General features: G+C 43.6%; 21 protein-coding genes and 1 tRNA gene. 16 read left to right on the forward strand and 6 right to left on the reverse strand.

Features of this window, described 5'->3' with window-relative positions; translation table 11 throughout:
• Positions 1-113: 113 nt before the first annotated feature.
• The 9 genes from AAHK14_RS12215 (at position 114) to purB (ending at position 8697) form a co-directional block, all read left to right on the forward strand.
• On the forward strand, positions 114-1175 hold the full coding sequence (locus AAHK14_RS12215) for an outer membrane protein assembly factor BamD (protein WP_062500242.1): 1062 nt from the start codon (positions 114-116) through the stop codon (positions 1173-1175).
• A gap of 107 nt (positions 1176-1282) precedes the next feature.
• Entirely contained in the window at positions 1283-1630 is a 348-nt protein-coding gene (locus AAHK14_RS12220) for a PilZ domain-containing protein (RefSeq protein ID WP_065255501.1), read from the forward strand.
• 111 nt (positions 1631-1741) lie between these two features.
• On the forward strand, positions 1742-2257 hold the full coding sequence (locus AAHK14_RS12225; protein ID WP_065255502.1) for an adenine phosphoribosyltransferase: 516 nt from the start codon (positions 1742-1744) through the stop codon (positions 2255-2257).
• 49 nt (positions 2258-2306) lie between these two features.
• Positions 2307-3179 carry a DMT family transporter gene (locus tag AAHK14_RS12230; RefSeq protein ID WP_065255546.1) on the forward strand — a complete coding sequence of 291 codons (873 nt, stop codon included), beginning with the start codon at positions 2307-2309 and terminating at the stop codon, positions 3177-3179.
• 96 nt (positions 3180-3275) lie between these two features.
• On the forward strand, positions 3276-3914 hold the full coding sequence (locus tag AAHK14_RS12235; RefSeq protein WP_065255547.1) for a DedA family protein: 639 nt from the start codon (positions 3276-3278) through the stop codon (positions 3912-3914).
• A 10-nt stretch (positions 3915-3924) separates the two neighbouring features.
• A complete protein-coding gene (locus AAHK14_RS12240; protein ID WP_156065037.1) occupies positions 3925-4638 on the forward strand; it encodes a Smr/MutS family protein in 714 nt (237 codons plus the stop codon).
• A gap of 331 nt (positions 4639-4969) precedes the next feature.
• Entirely contained in the window at positions 4970-5974 is a 1005-nt protein-coding gene (locus AAHK14_RS12245) for a hypothetical protein (RefSeq protein WP_065255504.1), read from the forward strand.
• A 109-nt stretch (positions 5975-6083) separates the two neighbouring features.
• Positions 6084-7214 carry a L,D-transpeptidase family protein gene (locus AAHK14_RS12250; protein ID WP_065255505.1) on the forward strand — a complete coding sequence of 377 codons (1131 nt, stop codon included), beginning with the start codon at positions 6084-6086 and terminating at the stop codon, positions 7212-7214.
• An 85-nt stretch (positions 7215-7299) separates the two neighbouring features.
• Positions 7300-8697, forward strand: coding sequence for an adenylosuccinate lyase (purB, locus tag AAHK14_RS12255; protein WP_065255506.1), 1398 nt, complete (start codon positions 7300-7302; stop codon positions 8695-8697).
• 155 nt (positions 8698-8852) lie between these two features.
• Here the strand turns inward: purB and purN are convergent, their stop codons facing one another.
• The 5 genes from purN to purM are packed head-to-tail and all read right to left on the reverse strand — an operon-like array spanning position 8853 to position 11645.
• A complete protein-coding gene (gene purN, locus AAHK14_RS12260) occupies positions 8853-9494 on the reverse strand; it encodes a phosphoribosylglycinamide formyltransferase (RefSeq protein ID WP_065255507.1) in 642 nt (213 codons plus the stop codon).
• 1 nt (position 9495) lies between these two features.
• Positions 9496-9885 carry a type II toxin-antitoxin system VapC family toxin gene (locus AAHK14_RS12265; RefSeq protein WP_065255508.1) on the reverse strand — a complete coding sequence of 130 codons (390 nt, stop codon included), beginning with the start codon at positions 9883-9885 and terminating at the stop codon, positions 9496-9498.
• A complete protein-coding gene (locus AAHK14_RS12270) occupies positions 9885-10118 on the reverse strand; it encodes a hypothetical protein (RefSeq protein ID WP_065255509.1) in 234 nt (77 codons plus the stop codon). The genes AAHK14_RS12265 and AAHK14_RS12270 overlap by 1 nt, the downstream gene beginning before the upstream one ends.
• 30 nt (positions 10119-10148) lie before the next feature.
• On the reverse strand, positions 10149-10580 hold the full coding sequence (locus AAHK14_RS12275) for a hypothetical protein (protein ID WP_065255510.1): 432 nt from the start codon (positions 10578-10580) through the stop codon (positions 10149-10151).
• 18 nt (positions 10581-10598) lie between these two features.
• The gene (gene purM / locus AAHK14_RS12280; protein ID WP_194092584.1) at positions 10599-11645 is read right to left on the reverse strand and encodes a phosphoribosylformylglycinamidine cyclo-ligase; all 1047 of its coding nucleotides are present in this window, start codon (positions 11643-11645) and stop codon (positions 10599-10601) included.
• A gap of 322 nt (positions 11646-11967) precedes the next feature.
• On the opposite strand from purM, the gene AAHK14_RS12285 reads away from it, so the two are divergent.
• Positions 11968-12044, forward strand: a tRNA-Ile gene (locus AAHK14_RS12285).
• Positions 12045-12511: 467 nt separating this feature from the next.
• Here AAHK14_RS12285 and clpB read toward each other — a convergent pair.
• Complete coding sequence (clpB, locus tag AAHK14_RS12290; RefSeq protein ID WP_194092583.1) at positions 12512-15085, reverse strand: ATP-dependent chaperone ClpB; 2574 nt, start codon at positions 15083-15085, stop codon at positions 12512-12514.
• A 351-nt stretch (positions 15086-15436) separates the two neighbouring features.
• On the opposite strand from clpB, the gene AAHK14_RS12295 reads away from it, so the two are divergent.
• The 6 genes from AAHK14_RS12295 to AAHK14_RS12320 all read left to right on the forward strand — a co-directional run bounded on the left by AAHK14_RS12295 (position 15437) and on the right by AAHK14_RS12320 (position 20083).
• On the forward strand, positions 15437-15991 hold the full coding sequence (locus AAHK14_RS12295) for a carboxymuconolactone decarboxylase family protein (RefSeq protein ID WP_065255513.1): 555 nt from the start codon (positions 15437-15439) through the stop codon (positions 15989-15991).
• A 356-nt stretch (positions 15992-16347) separates the two neighbouring features.
• Positions 16348-16710 carry a roadblock/LC7 domain-containing protein gene (locus tag AAHK14_RS12300; protein ID WP_062499263.1) on the forward strand — a complete coding sequence of 121 codons (363 nt, stop codon included), beginning with the start codon at positions 16348-16350 and terminating at the stop codon, positions 16708-16710.
• 59 nt (positions 16711-16769) lie between these two features.
• Positions 16770-17258, forward strand: a complete 489-nt coding sequence (locus AAHK14_RS12305; protein WP_255529089.1) for a PAS domain-containing protein — start codon at positions 16770-16772, stop codon at positions 17256-17258.
• A complete protein-coding gene (locus tag AAHK14_RS12310) occupies positions 17258-18004 on the forward strand; it encodes a phosphate/phosphite/phosphonate ABC transporter substrate-binding protein (RefSeq protein WP_065255514.1) in 747 nt (248 codons plus the stop codon). The genes AAHK14_RS12305 and AAHK14_RS12310 overlap by 1 nt, the downstream gene beginning before the upstream one ends.
• A gap of 63 nt (positions 18005-18067) precedes the next feature.
• Entirely contained in the window at positions 18068-18667 is a 600-nt protein-coding gene (locus tag AAHK14_RS12315) for a hypothetical protein (RefSeq protein ID WP_194092582.1), read from the forward strand.
• A 135-nt stretch (positions 18668-18802) separates the two neighbouring features.
• Positions 18803-20083 (forward strand): hypothetical protein, encoded by a 1281-nt coding sequence (locus tag AAHK14_RS12320; protein WP_194092581.1) that lies wholly within the window; start codon positions 18803-18805, stop codon positions 20081-20083.
• Positions 20084-20106: the final 23 nt, after the last annotated feature.

The raw sequence follows: 20106 nt of genomic DNA on the forward strand, positions 1-20106 counted from the left end.
AATAAGCCATTTTAGCATTTTTTGTTAAAAATAGCCGATTTTATTTTGGTGTTGTTCATTCTTAAAATTTTGTGGTAAACTATTTCAAATTTTTATTGTGATTTGGACAAAAAATGAACAAAACCGCCAAACTTACCCTGACCGCCATCATGACATCCGCCGTGCTACTTTCTGGTTGCTCCACCCTAAAAGGCATTGGCAAAAAAGACAGTGAAGTTGTACAAAGTGCCGAGCAGTCCGAGATTGGTTATTATCAAACCGCCCAAAACGCCCTAGATAGAAACCGCTATAACGAAGCGATGAGTGCGTTAAATAGCTTACGCACGTTTTATCCGACAGGACAGTATGCCGAGCAGGCGTTGCTGGATTTGATTTATGCTCAATATCGTGCCAACGACTTTGAAGCGGTAACCAAAAGCACTGCCGAATTTATCCGCTCCTACCCAACCAGTCGCCATGTCGATTATGCCCTATATGTCCAAGGCGTAACCAACATGGGCGGTGCTCCTAAGTCGTCTCGCCTATTTAATCTTGACCAATCCCAACGTGATGTATCCTACCTACGTTTGGCATTTCAAGATTTCTCCAATCTCATCAAGCACTTCCCAAACAGTGCCTACGCTCCTGACGCCGCCCAGCGTATGAGAGCGATTTATAATGACTTTGCCGAGCATGAACTGGTCGCCGCTCGTTGGTATGTCAAGCGTGATGCCCATGTTGCCGCCGCCAACCGTGCCAAATGGGTGTTTCAGTACTTCCCCCAATCAACAGGCGTGCCAGAAGCCATCGCCATCTTAGCACACAGCAATGAGCAGTTGGGACTGACTGACACCGCCAACCAATACAAGACCCTACTCCAAATCAACTACCCCCAATACCTTGGGGCAAATGGACAGGTCAATATCGGCAAAAGCCAATCTTTTACCAAAAAAGCCTTATCATCGGTGAGTTTTGGTAGATTTGGGCGTGCCAAAGATACCCCCACCTATCAAGGCGGTCAGTATGATGGTGCGACACGCACACAAATCATCACTTCCGCCCAAGCTCTTGCTCTGCCTGAGACCACAACCGAAGTAACCGCTCCACCAACAGCCGACACACGCAACGCCCGTCACATCGGCTTGGGTCTGCCCGCTGACGAAGCCGAAGCGGGCAACATCAACCAAACCCCCTAATATCATCGCATTTGACAGCCAAAAACCTACCTTTTGGCGGTCAGTTTTGCCAAATCATGGTGTTGATGATAAAATTGGTTTTATTTTTTTGATTTTTAGGAAAAGCTATGGCAATGCCTATTCGTGGCGGTATCTTAACTTGTAATATCGCCGACACCCAAACCCTATACAGCAGTTATCTCTCTTTTGTCACTCATGGCGGTATTTTTGTGCCGAGTGCCAGAAAGCACAACCTTGGCGAAGACGTGTTTGTGGCATTTACCCTACCCGGCTCTACCGAGCGTTACCCACTCAACGGCAAAATCGTGTGGATTAATGAAAAAGGCACACCCAGTAAGCCTGCTGGTTTTGGCATGCAGTTTGGCACCGACCCCAACAGCCTAAAACTCAAAAACGAAATCGAGCGACTGCTTGCCGGTGAGGTTGAGGCGACTAGACCCACTTATACCATGTAAGTGTTGTAGGCAAGATTGTTAATTACACGATTATTTGTTATAATTATAGGGCACGGATTTTTATTCGTGCTTTTTTATGGCAAATTTTAAGATAATTTTTAAAGAAAACTTATGAAGCACTCACACCCTTTTTGGCAAATCATTCGCACCGTTCCCAATTTCCCCAAAGCGGACATTGATTTTTATGACATCACGCCCCTGCTGTGGCATGTTGATGAACTCATTAACGAGCTTTTAAACGCCCTGCCCGATGGCATGATTGATGAAGTGGAATGCTTTGCCACCACCGAAGCACGGGGTTTTGTCATCGGCAGTCTGCTATCAGGACGTACTGGCAAACCACTCTTACTCATTCGTAAAGCTGGCAAACTACCACCCCCAGTCCATCGCCAAAGCTATGACCTAGAATACGGCACCGACACCCTAGAAATCAAAGCGGATGCCCCCAAATCCAAGGTACTACTGGTTGATGACGTGCTTGCTACCGGCGGAACGTTAAAGGCGAGCAAACTTCTGTGCGAGCAAGCAGGGCATGACGTGCTTGGGGCATTGGTACTGCTTGATTTGCCAAATTTACATGGCGATATCGGCATGGATACTTATGCGGTCATGGCTGACACAGACTGATGGCGACAAAAAAGAAGGGCACACCCCAATCATTTTAAACACAGCCATCATGTCAAACCCCACCCTCACCAACCCCAATCAAGGCTCGTTCTTTGGCTCTTTTTATATGGTACTGGCGTGCCTGTCATTTGCCATTATGCTGATTTGTATCAAATTTGCAGGGCAAAAGTTTGCCATGCACACCTATGAGCTGACCTTTTGGCGAGTGCTGTTTTCACTGATTGTGCTTGGTGGGTTCTCGTGGATTAAGGGGAGAGATTTTCGCACGGCTTATCCCAAGGAGCATTTTTGGCGGTCGCTGGCAGGTTCGGTTGCCCTGCTCATGAATTTTTATGTGGTGCTACATCTGCCCCTTGCCACCGCCAGCACCCTACAAAATACATCTGCTCTATTTTTGGGTTTGTTATCCATTGTTATTTTAAAACAAAAACCCACGCTCATTAACTGGCTATCGCTTGCTTTGGGCTTTGTTGGCGTGCTTATTTTGCTAAGACCGAGTGGTGGGGGCGACACCTTTGCCATGCTCGTGGGACTGGGCAGTGGGGCAATTAGCGGTTATGCGTATTTGCAAGTGCGTGAGCTGTCCTTGCTTGGCGAACCTGCGTGGCGGATTGTGTTTTATTTTTCGTTATTATCCACGCTGACATCGGGCGTTTTGGCGTGGTATTTTGGCTTTACGCCTGTGAGTTTGGCAAGTTTGCCTTATATTGTTGGCATTGGCGTTACCGCTCTTTTGGGGCAATTACTTATGACTTATGCATATCAAGTCGGACAAAAATTTGTCGTGGCAACCTTGTCCTATCTTGGCGTGGTATTTGCCATTGTCTTTGGGGCGGTGCTGTTTGGCGAACGGTTGGACGCATTAAGCCTTGTTGGCATTGGCGTGATTGTGGCAAGTGGGATTTTGGGGGCGAAGAAGTAATTTCACACAAAATTCACACAAAACCTGCCAACTACCCACCAAAGTTTGTTATAATTTGCACCCATTTATCACAACTTGACCGCCATGGATATTATTCTGCAACTTTTTGATTTTATTTTACATATTGATGAGCATTTAGCCGTATTTTTGGCGGATTATGGCTTGTGGATTTATGGCATTTTGTTTTTGATTATCTTTGTCGAGACAGGCTTGGTGGTCATGCCATTTTTACCAGGGGATAGTTTGTTGTTTGCGGTGGGGGCGTTGGCGGCATTTACAGGCGAGCTAAACCCCGCCCTGCTTATCGCTCTGTTGTTTGTGGCGGCAGTGCTTGGCGATACGCTCAACTATCATATCGGTAAATACATCGGCCCAAAGGTTTTTGAGAAAAATTACCGCTTTATCAACAAAGAATATCTGTTCAAAACCCAAGCCTTTTTTGAAAAGCACGGCGGAAAAACCGTGATTTTTGCCCGCTTTTTGCCCTTTGCTCGCACTTTTGCCCCATTTGTGGCAGGGGCAGGGAGCATGAATTATAAGCGGTTTATCAGTTATAATGTCATTGGCGGATTTTTGTGGATTGCATCTTTTATTCTACTCGGCTATTTTTTTGGCAATCAACCCGTCATCAAGGATAATTTTACTTATGTGATTTTTGGGATTATCGGGTTTAGCGTGTTGCCGATTGTTATTACGTTTATTAAGCAAAAATTAAACCAAAAAGCCACCAATTAACTAACAAGGTATCATCATGACTACATTTAAAGACTTACTCTCCAAAGACGCCCAAACCCAGCTCAAAGAAATGGGCGGTAAATCATCCACCAAACCCGAGACCGACAGCAACGGCAAACCCACCAGTGCCAATGTCATGGGCAAAAAAGAAGTCGCCCAGCACGTCAAACGCTTTGGCAGTGAACTCATCGATGACGACAAAGTCCTGTTCATGCAAGCGATGAGCGGTGTCCGCCCCCTAAAACACGAAAAGTCGGTCAATCACACCCAAAAAACCAACCCCAAAGACCCCACTGCCCTATTTCGCCGTGCCAATGCCGAAGGGACTGATGAGCTCACCCAAGCCAGTTTATCCGACATGCAAGCCCTGCTAAACCCTGTGGCGGGCGAAGCATTTTTGAGTTACAAACACCCCACCCTGCAAAACAAAGTCTTTGAACAGCTAAGACAAGGCAAACTGCGTTGGTATGATGCGGTGGATTTGCACGGATCAAGCATTGATGAAGCCAGAGATGCCGTCCAAACCATCATCGCCAATGCGGTCAAACATGGCGAAACCGTGGTCAAAATCGTCCACGGCAAAGGCACAGATGCCATCATCAAAACCTGTGTGAATGGCTGGTTACGCCAAATCCCTGATGTCTTAGCGTTTGTTTCCGCCCCTGCCAATGATGGCGGTAATGGAGCGGTGTTGGTGCTGATTAAGAAAAAGAAAATAGGCTAAATTCTAGGGTGTGCCTGCCGTTGGTATTTGCAATGAAAAATACCTGTTTAAAAAAGCAGGGGGAACGCACGTTTTTCAAGAAAAAACAAAGGTTGTGAGTTTTCTATCAAGCAAGTTTTTATTATGAAAAACAATCCGAACACTTAACTGGGTAAATTTAAGAATTTTACTTAACTTTTTAAATTAAGTAGTCGGATAGCCATTTTTTCACATAAAAATAGATTTAAAATTATAAAGTTTTTATAAAATTTTAATAAATGTTATCAATGTTTAACACGCCCTAGTAATAATATGATATGATTTGGATAAATTTTGACAGCTTGGTGTTTTTATGTTACCCATCATCTCTCGCCCCACTTTGTGTTTACTAACCTGTCTTGCTCTGCCTGCCTTTGCTCATGCCAATGACACCATGACATCAGACACGGACAGCCCCAATCTAGAACCTGAAAACAACACATGGCTTGATGACACCCGAGACGACACCAAAGGCTGGCTCAATCGCACCGCACGACACATGGACAGCTGGTTTGGCGAGACCGACCCTAATGAGCCCGCTCGTGCGTCCATCCGCCTAATGCTTGACACGCATTATAATGAATATGATGGCACGACCGTCAAGCCCCGTATTCGTGGACGTATCAAACTGCCAACACTTGAAAATCGCCTAAGCGTGATGATTGGTGATGATGATTTGGACTTGGAACAAGGGGGCGGTATCTATAATGATGGACGTGCCGTGACTTATGGCGACAGCACCTTTGACCGCCGTCAAAGTCGTGAAGACAACACATCGCTCGCTCTGCGTTGGTCAAAGTTCCAAGACGACATCGGCATAGAGACGGATGCTGACATCGGCCTGCGGTCTAGTGATTTGTATCTTAAACTGCGAGCCGAGAAAAAATGGGAGCTCGACCACCGCATTAACGCCCGCTTTGAACAGATGTATCGCTACGGCACCAAGAGCGAGCATTATGCCCTATCCACGCTTGAATTTAGCCAACCCCAGTCCAAGCACCGCACGCTCGTCAATCGCACGCACCTATCCTACGCCCACAAAGACACCGAAGAGACCGCATGGAGCAACAGCCTGTACCAACAGCACTACCTAGACGGCAAGCACGGCACACGGGCGTTTAGCTATGGCATTTATACAGGGGGCGATGTCGTGGACAAGAAGTTTGAACTTGACATTTATGGTCCTTATGTCAGCTATCGCCAACCTGTATGGCGAAAATGGCTGTTTGTGCAGACGGACATCAGTTATTATAATGACAAAAACCAAGACCGTGATCATCATTTGGGGGTGTTTAACCGCCTAGAAATGGTGTTTTAGGCGGATTGGCGACACAAAATTTACAACAATCCTACTTGTCCACCCTTGTCATTTGTGCCATTTTCACGCATAATAAGCGGTGTTTTTTGTTTATAAAATGAGATTTGCCATGTTTTATTTTAAAAAGTCCTGTTCTAAAAAACTCACCACATTAGCACTGTCCATGCTTGCCATCTGTGGCACGACTGCCTTTGCCCAGCTTGATGTTCAAGTCAGTCAATCGGGGGCAAAAAACACCTTTGACCCCACGTTACTGACCACTGACGACAGCGACACTGCCAGTCAGATTGACACCAAAAAAACCAGTAGCGACACCGCCACCATCAAAAGCCTTGAAAAGTCAGGCAAACGCTACACCAAAGTGGATTTATCCGAATATGCCAAGACCGTAAACGAATCCACATGGTCGCCCAACATGAAAGTCAATAGTGCCATGACGGTCAAGATTCAGGCACTGCTAGACCAACACCATGCGTCCGTTGGGGCGATTGATGGCGGTTGGGGCAATAACAGCAAAAACGCCCTTGCCAACTTCCAACGCATGAAAAACCTACCCGCCACTGGCAAGATGAACCAAGAAACATGGGACGCTCTAAGCGTGGGGGCGGATGACGTACTGGTCAGCTACACCATCACCAAAGACGACATCACCAAATTTGGCAAATTACCAAGCAGTGTCGAAGCCCGCTCCAAACTTAGCGACCTAGGCTATGAGAGCATTCAAGAGAAACTTGCCGAACGCTTTCACATGCGTATCGACTATCTCACCAAAATCAACCCCAACAAAAAATTCGTGGCAGGCGAGAGCATTACTGTGGTCAATACCAAAGATGCTTTTGAAGGCGGTTTTGACAAAATCATCGCCAACACCGCAACCAATACCGTCACCGCCTACCAGGGCGAGACGCTCATGGCAAGCTACCCTGCCACCATCGGCAACAGCAAAAAACCTGCCGAAAAAGGCGTTTACAGCCTAAACAGCAAAGTTAAAATGCCCCACTATCGTGCCACCGTCACCAAAGGCGACAACAAACAAACCTTTATCCTGCCCCCTGGTGCCAATAGCCCTGTTGGTGTGGTATGGATGAGCCTAGACAAGGCAGGTTATGGCATTCATGGCGTGAGCAACCCTGAAATTATCGGACAGCCTACCCCGATTGGCTCTATCGGTTTGTCCAACTGGGACGTGTTAGAGCTGTATGCCAACGTCCAAGAGGGCGTAACGGTTGAGATTAAATGACATCATTCATGTGTGATTTATAGGCTTTTCCACCAAATCCAAACCCCACCAAACCCATTCATTTTCACCATTAAAGGAAAACTCCATGTCCAAGCCGTCTTTTTCTGCCTTGACTGCCCTATCTCCCCTTGACGGTCGTTATGCGTCCAAATGCGATGCTCTGCGTCCATATCTGTCCGAATTTGGGCTCATTCACGCCCGTGTTACCGTTGAGATTCGCTGGTTGCAAGCTTTGGCAAAGCACCCTGATATTGGTGAAATCACGCCATTTAGCCAATCCACCAATGATAAGCTAAATGCCATTGTTGCCAATTTTAGCGAACAAAACGCCCTACGAATCAAAGAGATAGAACGCACCACCAACCATGATGTCAAGGCAGTAGAGTACTTTTTAAAAGAGAAAATTTGCGACATTGATGAGCTAAAAAATGCAGGTGAGTTCATCCACTTTGCTTGCACCTCCGAGGACATTAATAATTTATCACACGCTCTCATGCTAAAATCAGGTCGTGATGTTCTAATAACATCCATGCAAACCATCATAGATGAGATTGCCAAACTTGCCGATAACCATGCCAGCACGCCCATGCTCTCTCGCACACATGGACAAACCGCAAGTCCTACCACGCTTGGCAAAGAGATGGCAAATGTCGCTTATCGCTTGCATCGCCAATTAAAGCAGTTTAAAAATGTAGAACTTCTTGGCAAAATCAACGGTGCTGTTGGTAACTACAACGCCCATTTGTCTGCTTATCCCAACATTGACTGGATAAAGCATTCACAAAATTTTGTAGAGAGTTTGGATTTGACCTTCAACCCTTATACCACGCAGATTGAACCACATGACTATATGGCGGAGCTTTTTGACGCATTACGCCGTTTTAACACAATTTTGATTGACTTTAACCGTGATGTGTGGGGCTATATCTCACTGGGTTATTTCAAGCAAAAGCTCAAAGATGGCGAAGTAGGCTCATCAACCATGCCTCACAAGGTAAATCCCATTGATTTTGAAAATTCAGAAGGCAACCTTGGTCTGGCAAATGCGGTATTGTCTCATCTTGGTGAAAAACTGCCCATCTCACGCTGGCAACGAGATTTGACCGATTCAACCGTTCTTCGTAACATGGGCGTAGGCTTTGCCCAAAGCCTTATTGCTTTTGAAGCATGTTTAAAAGGCATTGGCAAACTACAAATCAACGAACAACGCCTAAGCGATGACCTAAATCACGCCCAAGAAGTGCTGGCTGAACCCATTCAGACTGTGATGAGACGCTACAATATTGAAAAACCATACGAAAAATTAAAAGCCCTCACTCGTGGGCAGATGATGACTCGTGAGATGATGACAGACTTTGTAAACAGCGATGAACTGTCTGCTGTTCCTGCCAATGCACGTGAACGCCTGACCGAACTAACCCCTGCCACCTATATTGGTAATGCTGATAAACAGGCAATGGCATTAAAAGATTATTTAAAATAAAAGGATTGTTTAAAATAATTTTTTTGTTTTGGTAAAATAGATGGGCATGATATGATTTTATCATGCCCATTTTTATCAGAACACGTCCATTTATATTGTTTATCATAACAATCAAGGTCATCGTCATAAATGCCAGCCTAATTATTGGTCTCGGTTTACTGCCCCCAAAAGCGATAAGCATCGCCCACATTGTCCACATCTATCACACCACGAACGATAAAATCTATCGTGCGTGGCAGAAGCTGATGTTCTAGGGCATGAACTCTATTTTGTAACGTGGCAGGCATGTCATTGGGGTGGACTTCTAGCACCGCTTGGCTAAGCAGTTGCCCTGCATCAAGCTCCGCCGTTACCAAATGCACCGAACAACCATGATACCGCTCACCTGATTGCAATACTCGCTCGTGCGTGTCTAGCCCTTTATAAGCAGGGAGTAAGGACGGGTGCAGGTTTATCATGGGGGCGTTTAGCTCATCTTTAACCCCATTGATAAATAATGGCGTTAGGATTTTCATAAAGCCTGCCAGCACCACCAAATCCACACCCAACGGCTTTAACACATCAAGGGCAAGCCGTTCAAATTCGGCTCGTTTATAGGTTTTGCCTTGTTCGTTTTTGTCAATGACAAAGGCGGGGATATTGGCGTTTTTGGCACGAGTTAGGGCATAGGCGTCTGCTTTGTTGCTTATGACTGCGACAATGTCAATGGGCAATTTACCTGCTTGCATTTGGTCAATCAACACTTGTAGGTTTGAGCCATTGCCAGAGACTAGGACGGCGATTTTTAATGTTTTCATATTAGCTAATACATTCAATGGGATATTTTACAATTTCACTATCCACCGTTAATACCGTTAAATGCTCGCACATGGCTTGGCTGATAATCATACGGTCAAAAGGGTCTTTATGATGAAATTCAAGGGTTTGTAGGTTTAGAATATGCGTTTGGGTAATTGGAAGGATTTCATAAATCCCTTTATCTTGAATGATTTTTAAGGCAGTTGATAAATTTGGCTTTAATTGTAATTTATCAAGCTGAATTTTGATTTGCATTTCCCAAATGCTTGCCATACTCAAATAAAAAGTATGATGATTTTGAGATAAAATTCTTTTAATGCTATTTGGGATTTTAGTTGGTTCTTGATTTGCCCAAATAAAAATTTGCGTATCTAATAAATATTTTGCCATTACGCATCTTTCCCAAGCCAAAATTCATCGCCCAAATCATCATTAAAATCATCGGACATATAAACTTCATCAAATATTTGAATATCAAGTGGTGCCAATTTTTTCTTTGATTGCATGATATTTTGATTTTTTAAAAAATCAATCACAGAAAAACGCTCTTCATTTGTCAATTCTTGCAACATTGGTAATATCGCTTGTACTTTTGGCGATAATGCTGTATTAGAAGTTTGCATAAAGTATCCTTTTTAACTATAACAGAACTATCATTCTGGACAATCAAACCCAGTTAGTTGATTATTGGTAAAATCTGCCGTAACCGTACCAGCATCTACCTTATAGGCTTGCCAAGTGAGTGTGTTTTGATGTTGAAAATTAAGCTCTTTGGGTTTGCCAAGCCAAAATATCGCTGTCTCTTTATCCATACCGAGTTCTATTTTATGGCAATAATCACCTGCAAACCAATGCCAATTATCAACACAAGTATTGTCCTTTATGCATTGTTTCATACTATTTAGGCGATAGCATTTTGATTTCACGCTACCCCACTTACCGCCCAAATCTTCACAAATTTGTCTTTGCTGTGTGCCTGTACAAGCTACCAATAAGATTGCACAGATTAAAATAATTAGTCGCATTGCAACCCTTTTTAAATTGGGTTTATCTTTAAGAAACAATAAACCCAATTTACCAATCATTTAAAAGTCATTTAGCTTTTAAACATAAACCACCGCTTTATCGGCACGCTCTACGATTTGCCCGATTTGCCAAGCGGTTTCGCCTTGTGCAGTCAAAAATGCCAAAGTTTCGTCTTTTTTGTCGGCAGGGACGACAATCACAAAACCCACGCCACAGTTAAAGGTACGCACCATTTCACTTTGAGCGATGTTGCCTGCTTGTTGTAGCCAGTTAAAAACGGCAGGAAACTCCCAAGTGGCGAGATTAATCTCGGCAGATAAATCATCGGGCAACACACGAGGTAAGTTTTCAGTCAGACCGCCACCTGTGATGTGTGCCATGGCGTGAATGTTTGCATTGCCAAGCTGTTTTTGCAGGGCATGTACCGACTTGACATAAATGCAAGTGGGTTTCATCAGAGCATCCGCCAAAGTCTCGCCATCGCCCAGCGTGTGAGTATTAATGTCCACACCCGAAACATCAATCACTTTTCGCACCAAAGAATAGCCGTTGGAATGCACGCCACTACTTGCCAGAGCAATCAGCACATCACCTTTTTGGACGTTTGCCCCTGTGATGACTTCATCTTCTTCCACCACACCCACACAAAAGCCCGCTAGGTCATAATCGTCATCTTGATACATACCAGGCATTTCGGCAGTTTCGCCACCGATTAAGGCACAATTTGACAGTTTACAACCATCGCCAATACCCTTAATAACCATCTCGGCAACATCCACATCAAGTTTACCTGTGGCATAATAATCCAAGAAAAATAATGGCTCAGCACCGCACACAAGTAAATCATTGACACACATTGCCACAAGGTCTTGACCGATGGTTTCATGGCGATTTAGGTCTAAGGCAAGTTTTAGTTTGGTGCCAACGCCGTCTGTACCAGAGACTAATAGGGGCGACTTGTAGCCTTGTGGAATGCGACACAATGCCCCAAATCCACCAAGCCCTCCCACCACCTCAGGACGTGTTGTGGCACGGGCGACAGATTTGATACGCCCAACAAGGGTCTCGCCTGCATCAATATCAACGCCTGCGTCTTTGTAGCTAAGTGATGTTTGGGTCGTCATAGTTGCACCTATAAAACATAGAAAGTTAAAAATCAGAGTGTATAAAAAGTATATAAAACTGGGCTAATTATACCAAATTTCTTATCCAACTTAATGAAAATTTGCAATTGTTATAAAAAAAATTAAAAACCCCCACTTTTTTGATGGCAAATGTTCTTAATTCAAAATTTTTTGCTTTGCCTTTTACTCATCATGGTGTATAATGGCGACCTATTGCAAAGCGGTCTACCATAACATCTACCAAAAAAGATTTGCAATGGTTTTAAAGATATTGTACAATACACTCACTTAATAAATTACTATACTTATTGAGTATTTTTAAGGGCTCATAGCTCAGTTGGTTAGAGCAGAGGACTCATAATCCTTTGGTCGCAGGTTCAAGTCCTGCTGGGCCTACCATATTAAAATAAGTAAAATCAAGGTTTTAAGAGATTAGAACCTTGATTTTTTGTGTTTAAAAATAACCAAAAATAAAATAATAACCATATAACAATCAACGTTCGTAATGTACTTCCCACTCCTTACCGCCAGAACAAGGAGTTTCCCACACTTGTCACACGTGATTAACGCACGATACAACAGCATACATGACGACATGTAACAGCCAAATGCCATCAACCCAATTACCAAAACCGAAAAACTTACCAAAAATCACCACGTTTATTTTGGGTTTTGTTCTCATGGATCATCTATTTTTCAATAAAACTGGCAGATTTGAGATGGTCTATCATTAAGATGGTCTATCATATAGTCATTTGGTGGTTAAGTGCAATGTATGATGCGTTTTTGCTCACTGCCAACACGACCCTAATAAATGAACGATTTACCCCCTTTTTTTGGTGGTAAATCGTTGTTTACTGATAAGTTTAGCTAAATCTTAGTTTATCAAAGGTCAATACCCCATTGTCCACACCTACCGAGATGGTATCACCTGCGATAAACTCGCCTGATAAGAGTTTTTGAGCAAGGGGGTTTTCAATCTCTTGAACAATGGCACGTTTAAGCGGTCTTGCTCCAAATACAGGGTCATAACCTACCGACACAAGCTCATTTATCGCATCATCTGATAAAACAAGCGAAAGCTCACGCTCTTTTAATCTGGCTCTTAGGCGGTCAAGCTGAATGCTGGCAATGCCTGCCATCTGCGACTGCCCAAGTGGATGAAAGACCACAATCTCATCAATACGGTTGATAAACTCAGGGCGAAAATGAGCGTTCACTGACTCCATGACTGCTGATTTTATCTCTTCGTACTCATCGCCTGCCATGTCAAAGATTTTATGACTGCCAAGGTTTGATGTCATGATGATGACGGTATTCTTAAAGTTCACCACACGCCCCTGAGAATCGGTCAAACGCCCATCATCTAAGACTTGTAGTAGAACATTAAAGACATCAGGGTGAGCCTTTTCCACCTCATCAAATAAAACAACACTGTACGGTTTACGGCGAACCGCTTCGGTCAGCACGCCCCCCTCTTCATAACCGACATAACCGGGGGGAGCTCCCACCAAACGGCTGACACTGTGTTTTTCCATAAATTCACTCATGTCAATACGTACCATCGCCGTCTCATCATCAAATAAGAAATTAGCAAGCGATTTGGTCAGCTCAGTTTTACCAACACCTGTTGGCCCTAAAAATAAGAATGAACCGCTTGGACGATTGGGGTCGGAGAGTCCTGCACGGCTGCGGCGAACAGCATTGGCAACCGATTTGACCGCTTCATCTTGACCGACCACACGTTCATGCAAAATTCTCTCCATGCCCAGCATTTTATCACGCTCGCCTTGCATCATCTTGGCGACAGGAATACCCGTGGCGTGCGACACCACCTCGGCAATTTCATTATCTGTTACCTTATTTCTAAGCAATTTAGGCGTATTTGTATCATCATACTGTTCATCGGCAAGCTGTTTTTGCAAATTGGGGATAATCTCATGTTGCAATCGCCCCGCCTGCTCCCAGTTACTATCACGTTGGGCTTTTTCTAGGGCAATGCGTGCCTTGTCAAGCTCAATCTGAGCATGCTTGGTACCCTCTACCAGTGCCTTTTCAGCCCTCCAAATCTCCTCTAAATCATTATATTCTTTTTCCAATTCATCAATTTGAGTTTGTAGCTGCTTAACTTGTGCCTGACTTGCTGCATCGTCTTCTTTTTTAACAGTCTGTAACTGCATTTTTAGCTGAATGATGCGTCTGTCAAGTTTGTCAAGGCTTTCAGGTTTACTGTCAAGCTCCATTTTAATGCGAGATGCTGCCTCATCAATCAAATCAATCGCCTTATCAGGCAATTGGCGGTCGGTGATATATCGGTGCGACATTTTGGCAGCGGCGATGATGGCAGCATCCATGATTCTAACCCCATGATGTAGCTCATAACGCTCTTTTAACCCACGCAAAATGGCGATGGTGTCCTCCACACTCGGTTCATCTACCAACACCTTTTGAAAACGTCTCTCCAAAGCAGGGTCTTTTTCAATGTACTGGCGGTATTCATCAAGCGTGGTCGCCCCCACACAACGCAACTCGCCACGAGCCAGTGCAGGTTTTAGCATGTTGCCAGCGTCCATTGCCCCACTGGTCTTGCCCGCCCCAACCATGGTATGCAATTCATCAATGAATAAAATGATGTTGCCATCTTGTTTGGCAAGGTCATTTAGCACACCTTTTAAACGCTCTTCAAATTCTCCATGATATTTCGCCCCTGCAATGAGTGACCCCATATCAAGCGATAAAACTTCTTTGTTTTTTAAACTCTCAGGCACTTCGCCATTGACGATACGCTGGGCAAGCCCTTCGACAATGGCGGTTTTACCCACGCCCGGTTCGCCTATCAAAACAGGATTGTTTTTGGTGCGTCTTGACAAAACTTGCACAGTACGACGAATCTCATCATCTCGCCCAATGACAGGGTCAAGTTTACCCTCTTTTGCTCTGTCGGTCAGATTGACGGTGTATTTTTCTAAGGCATCTCTGGTGTCTTCGGCATTTTGAGTTTTCACAGTGTCTCCTCCACGGATATGGTTAATAATGGCTTGTAGTTTTTGGGCGTCCACGCCTGCATCGGTCAGTACTTTTTTGGTGTCTGCTGTCTGACTTAGAGCAAAAAGCACCCATTCGCTTGGCACAAAGCTGTCGCCTGCATCAGTTGCAAATTTCTCAGCAAGATTTAGCACTTGCACCAAATCAGGTGCAAGATTTGCCTGCCCTGTTGGTGTGGACAAAGTTGCCAAATCACCGAGTTTTTTGGTGGTGTCATGATTGAGTTTGTTTATGTCCGCTCCTGCTTGGCTTAGCATGGCAACATTGCTCTCATCTTGGAGCATGACGGACAAAATATGTATGGCAAAAATTGCCGTATTGTTACGGCCAACCGCCAAGGACTGGGCATTTTGTAGGGTTGTTTGTACTTTTCGGGTCAGTTTATCAAAGTTCATGGTTTACCTTTTAGTCTGTTAAAATATTATCTGTTAAAATTGCGTTTGGAAGTTTTCCTGCTGGTCAAATATATGCTTGACAAATGCAAAATTTTCAATGATAAAAATCCAATGGGTCGTAAATTTTTTTTAAGCCATTGATTTTTATATAAATTTATAAATTTTCAAAAAGCGCTTGCAATTTTTATATCCACTCCCATATAGGTTTTGTTATTTTAACTCACCCAAACATGAATTTGTATCTATCTATTACTGTCAAGACAAAACGATGAGTCTTGGTTGGGAAGTACATGAAGTACAACAAGACAAACCAATGATGTGTTGACCCAAGAAATAAATCAGGAGCATTTTATGACCCGTCTTACTTTACACACTGTTGACACCGCCCCAGAAAAAGCCAAAGAGCGTGTTGAAGCGGTACAAAAAGCCAATGGCTTTATCCCAAATCTCATCGGTGTGCTTGCCAACTCACCACAAGCCCTTGAAATGTATCAAGAGGTAAGTAAAATGAACAGCAAAAACTCTCTGACCGCCGAAGAGGTTGAAGTTGTTCAGATTACCGCTGCTGCACATAACGGCTGTGATTTTTGTGTGGCAGGACACACCAAGGTTGCCGAAGTTCGCCTAAACATGCCCCCTGCCATTGTAGAGGCATTACGTGGTCGCACTAACATTGACCAAAATGCCAAATATCAAGCCTTAGCTCAGTTTACCATGCAACTCATTGACAAGCGTGGTCAGGTCTCTGATGATGAGTTAGAAGCCTTTAAATCAGCAGGTTATAACGACCAAAATGTTTTGGATGTCATCATGGGTGTGGCACTGTCTACTTTATGTAACTACGCCAATACCGTTGCCAAAACAGACATTAACCCAGAGTTGGCAGCTTTTGCTCCAAATCGTTAATGCTTAACCTTTGTGGTTATTTTTAACTCTTGCTAACAAAACACAAAACCCTTATAATAGTAAGGGTTTTGTGTTTTATCATAGGTTGTATTTGCCTTTGGTACGCTTTGGTTTTTATGGACAAACTGTTTAAAATCCGCTTAATTTCACCAAATCCAATTCAATAATAAAGCACAATCAAAAAGCATGATCAACAGCGACTAACAAACGTCTGCTTTTCATATTGTATTTATTATTAAAATGCTTGTATTTATCATTAATACTTGTATAATAGCTCCGATTGGCGGTAACAGTTTACCAACATCAATCCAACCATTTAATTTTATCAAAATTTTATCACCCAAAGGAGACACACCATGCGTACCGACATGTTCCAACAAATCCTAGATGACCTAAACAGCTCATCTGCCGACGTTGAGGCCTCTGCTCTTATCTCAACAGACGGCTTGATGATTGCCTCTGCCCTACCCTCTGGTATTGACGAAGATCGTGTGGGTGCCATGAGTGCCGCCCTACTGTCTTTGGGTGACCGTGCAGGCTCTGAACTGGCTCGTGGTAAGATTGACCGTCTGCTCGTACAAGGCGAAAAAGGCTATGTCATCATGACATCAGCAGGTGGTGAGGCGGTACTGACCATTCTTGCCAAACCAAACGCCAAACTGGGTCTGATATTTCTAGACATTAAACGAGCCTCTGAGGCATTGGCAAAACTCATCTAAATCTTTACCCTTTTATTGATAAGCTATGAAGTATTGATAAGTTATTAAGGAGACTTGTTTTGAGCATTCAACTAGATGATATGGCAAAGCCCACTGGCGATGCTACTGAATATAACCTAACCTTTTTTGATGGCACAACACGCACCGTCTATGATACAGGTGTAGAGCGTCCATACCCTGATGGCAGACTCATCGTCTCTCGCACGGATTTAAATGGCGTATTAACTCATGTCAATGATGCCTTTGTTGAGATTAGTGGCTATACCGAAGATGAACTGATTGGCAAACCCCAGCACATTTTACGCCATCCTGACATGCCAAAAGCAGCGTATGCTGATTTGTGGAAGACCGTCAAAGAGGGCAAAAAATGGCATGGCTACGTCAAAAACCTATGCAAAGATGGCTCACACTACTGGGTATATGCCACTGTCGTGCCAAACGTACGTCGTGGTCAGACTGTGGGTTATACCTCCGTACGCCGTAAGCCCAGCCGTAGCAAGATTGAAGAGACGACAGCTCAATACCTTACCATGAAAGGAGCAGAATAATGGCTTATAATTTTTTAATTGCCCCTGATTTCTCACCAGAACGTTTTGCAGGTTGGCACATGTTTAATACCTTGCTACAAAAACGTTCAGGTCATGACCTACACCTTGTTACACCCGCCTCGCACGCCGAACAAGAAGACAGTTTGGCAAAAGATGATATCAAAGTCATCTATGCCAACCCTTTTGATGCTGCCAAACTCATCCGTGAAGATGGCTATCGTGCCATCGCTCGCCCCATTGGTAAATCTGATGAAATGACAATCATTTCATCAGCTGGTGGTAATATCAAGTGCCTAGATGACCTAAACGCAGGCACTAAGATTGCCATGGCAGATAACCGTGATGTCAAACTCATCGGTCTGCGTCTGCTTGAAGCGGTAGATTTGAGCGAAGATGATGTTGAATTTATCATCACCGAGACTTATCAAGCCGCTGCCAAACAAGTGGTAAAAGGCGAAGCGGATGTGGCGTTTTTTATCGCTGAAATTTATCACTCACTGTCAAAACTCACCAAATCACAACTAAACGTACTCATTGAAAGCAATATCGCCACCATCTCTCATGTCATTTTGGTCAAAGACGGCTTCACCCAAGCAGATGATATCGCCAAAGTCATTTTATCCTTAAAAGATGATGCTGATGGTCAAGCGGTGCTAAGTGAACTTGGCATGACAGACGGCTTTGAACCCATAGATGATGAAGATGCTGAATTCATGATTGACCTAATGGAAACCCTGCTTGACTAAGTAAGAGATAAGTGGGTTTGACACTTGACCCACTTGTTTTTATTCATCATCACAGACCAGTTTATGAACAGAATCCATCACGCTGATGACTACCATCACTTTCGTTATTATTCTCGTGCTGTCCTAAAAAATCCATCGGCAGGACAGTATCACAAAGAGCGAATCAATGTCGCCAAAAAATTAGACGAAAGCGAACCTCTACAAGGGGCATTATCGGATTATTTTTTTGGCTGTTGGTATGATGCACCCATGATGAACCTAGAATTCATCCAAACCTTTAAACCACGTCTTAACACCCAAGCTTGGCAAATCATCAACGACTGCATAACACGTAAATATTATTTACAAAAAAATAACCTTCTGGCGACACGTTGGAGCGTACTTACCACACCCACACTTGATGTGCCCAGTCATAAACTGCGTGTCAGTAGTGATGATGCCACTTTGCTTGCCCAACGCCTGTTGGAGTCTATTTTGACAGCTCACAAAGCCCAAAATCATGATGAGGTCATGCGTTTAGAAAATGAATTTTTTAACCATTGTTTGGCTTGTCATGACTTAGTGGCGTTCATGAAAGCATGGTTCAAACTTGGCAAACATAATTGGGTATTTGACATGCGATGGGTGGCTTGTCGCACTGAACTTGAAAGGTTGATACATTAGATTTTTCATACATAGATTTTTTAAGATTACTTTTTATACATAGATGATATGGCACATAGACGATATGATAGAGGGTGAACATTCTACTTATTTTTATGCGTCTGCAACCACTAAAATCTGGCTTTTGGAGATACTATGGCATTAAAAATATTATTGGCGGGTTTCTCAGGCCCTAGTGCTGGGGCATTAACCTTGCTATTACAACGTAACTATCCTAATGTGGAGCACTTAGTATTGGAACGCTGTTTTAGTGATGATTTGTGTCTGACCTTACCCACGCTTGGCAGAGATGCTGATGATGCCTTTGCTGCCATTATCAATCTAGATGGTGTGGGCATGTCGCTGTTTAATAACCAACACATCAAAAATTTGGTGGATTTTTTGGATTTTCGTGCATCCTTATTATTGACACGTGGTCATATCAAACAGTGGCAAAATGCTGACTTTTTACCCCATGCAACCAACTTCTTTTTGAGCACCCCATATGCCAAACATGACATGGAAGCGGTGCTGTCGCAACTCATTGACGCCGCCACACGCCTACAAAAAAACCCTGCTGATGCTGCCAAAAATCGTGCCTTAATATATAGCAAATCTGTCAATCATCTACACGATAGTACCGATACCAAGCAAACAGAACTGACCAAACACACGCCCAGCGAAAATGGCAAATTCATCCAAAGTGTGATTAATACTTGTTTTAGTGGTGTCTGTCCCAATAATGTCATCTATGAATTGATTCATATTTTTGCCCAAGAACATCCTTTTAAAATCGTCATTGGCAACCAAATGGTCTATGTCTATCCTAAAAAAGCCATCGCCCTGACACAAAACCTTGACCGTCTGCTTGACTATTTTTCCATCGCAGGTAACTGTCAGGTACTAAGAACCAATATTACCAATATCGCCCTAAGTGATGCAGAATTTGATAGAATGCTACACAACATCAAAAATGAAGGTTATCGTCGTTATTCACTCAACAGTTTTTTGTGGCAAATTTATTCAACCATCTTACCTACTCGCATTAATGCCCCCAGAAATACCTTAAAACTAAAAATTCGCTACATGCCCAACTTTTCAGGCATGAAAGACATCCCCGAATACGTCCATGCAATCGTATCATCATGCCTAATCGTCCCTAAAAACCTTGACCAACTTGACATGGTATTTGGTGAGTTGACCCAAAAAAACCCATCCATCCTGCACCGCATATTTTTGCTATCCATCCTGTCTGGGTCGGCAGATATTGAAGTACTAAAAAACTCTTTTTATCTACAAACCCCCCTAGATAAACTGCTACATGAAAAGAATAAATACGACAAAGAATCTACACCCAAGACAACTGCCAATAAAGGCGTAACCCAAGCTGTCAAAACAGGATTTTTTAGACGCCTGCTTAACAAATTATCATTTTAATACCAAACACAAAACGGAGAGTG

The organism is Moraxella sp. K1664 (assembly GCF_039693965.1).
Lineage (GTDB): Bacteria > Pseudomonadota > Gammaproteobacteria > Pseudomonadales > Moraxellaceae > Moraxella.

Bases quoted from the DNA above. Each gene is read 5' to 3' on its own strand.
- AAHK14_RS12215 (WP_062500242.1), top strand. From the start codon at position 114: ATGAACAAAACCGCCAAACTTACCCTGACCGCCATCATGACATCCGCC.
- AAHK14_RS12220 (WP_065255501.1), top strand. From the start codon at position 1,283: ATGGCAATGCCTATTCGTGGCGGTATCTTAACTTGTAATATCGCCGAC.
- AAHK14_RS12225 (WP_065255502.1), top strand. From the start codon at position 1,742: ATGAAGCACTCACACCCTTTTTGGCAAATCATTCGCACCGTTCCCAAT.
- AAHK14_RS12230 (WP_065255546.1), top strand. From the start codon at position 2,307: ATGTCAAACCCCACCCTCACCAACCCCAATCAAGGCTCGTTCTTTGGC.
- AAHK14_RS12245 (WP_065255504.1), top strand. From the start codon at position 4,970: ATGTTACCCATCATCTCTCGCCCCACTTTGTGTTTACTAACCTGTCTT.
- AAHK14_RS12250 (WP_065255505.1), top strand. From the start codon at position 6,084: ATGTTTTATTTTAAAAAGTCCTGTTCTAAAAAACTCACCACATTAGCA.
- purB (WP_065255506.1), top strand. From the start codon at position 7,300: ATGTCCAAGCCGTCTTTTTCTGCCTTGACTGCCCTATCTCCCCTTGAC.
- purN (WP_065255507.1), bottom strand. From the start codon at position 9,494: ATGAAAACATTAAAAATCGCCGTCCTAGTCTCTGGCAATGGCTCAAAC.
- AAHK14_RS12265 (WP_065255508.1), bottom strand. From the start codon at position 9,885: ATGGCAAAATATTTATTAGATACGCAAATTTTTATTTGGGCAAATCAA.
- AAHK14_RS12270 (WP_065255509.1), bottom strand. From the start codon at position 10,118: ATGCAAACTTCTAATACAGCATTATCGCCAAAAGTACAAGCGATATTA.
- AAHK14_RS12275 (WP_065255510.1), bottom strand. From the start codon at position 10,580: ATGATTGGTAAATTGGGTTTATTGTTTCTTAAAGATAAACCCAATTTA.
- purM (WP_194092584.1), bottom strand. From the start codon at position 11,645: ATGACGACCCAAACATCACTTAGCTACAAAGACGCAGGCGTTGATATT.
- clpB (WP_194092583.1), bottom strand. From the start codon at position 15,085: ATGAACTTTGATAAACTGACCCGAAAAGTACAAACAACCCTACAAAAT.
- AAHK14_RS12295 (WP_065255513.1), top strand. From the start codon at position 15,437: ATGACCCGTCTTACTTTACACACTGTTGACACCGCCCCAGAAAAAGCC.
- AAHK14_RS12300 (WP_062499263.1), top strand. From the start codon at position 16,348: ATGCGTACCGACATGTTCCAACAAATCCTAGATGACCTAAACAGCTCA.
- AAHK14_RS12310 (WP_065255514.1), top strand. From the start codon at position 17,258: ATGGCTTATAATTTTTTAATTGCCCCTGATTTCTCACCAGAACGTTTT.
- AAHK14_RS12315 (WP_194092582.1), top strand. From the start codon at position 18,068: ATGAACAGAATCCATCACGCTGATGACTACCATCACTTTCGTTATTAT.
- AAHK14_RS12320 (WP_194092581.1), top strand. From the start codon at position 18,803: ATGGCATTAAAAATATTATTGGCGGGTTTCTCAGGCCCTAGTGCTGGG.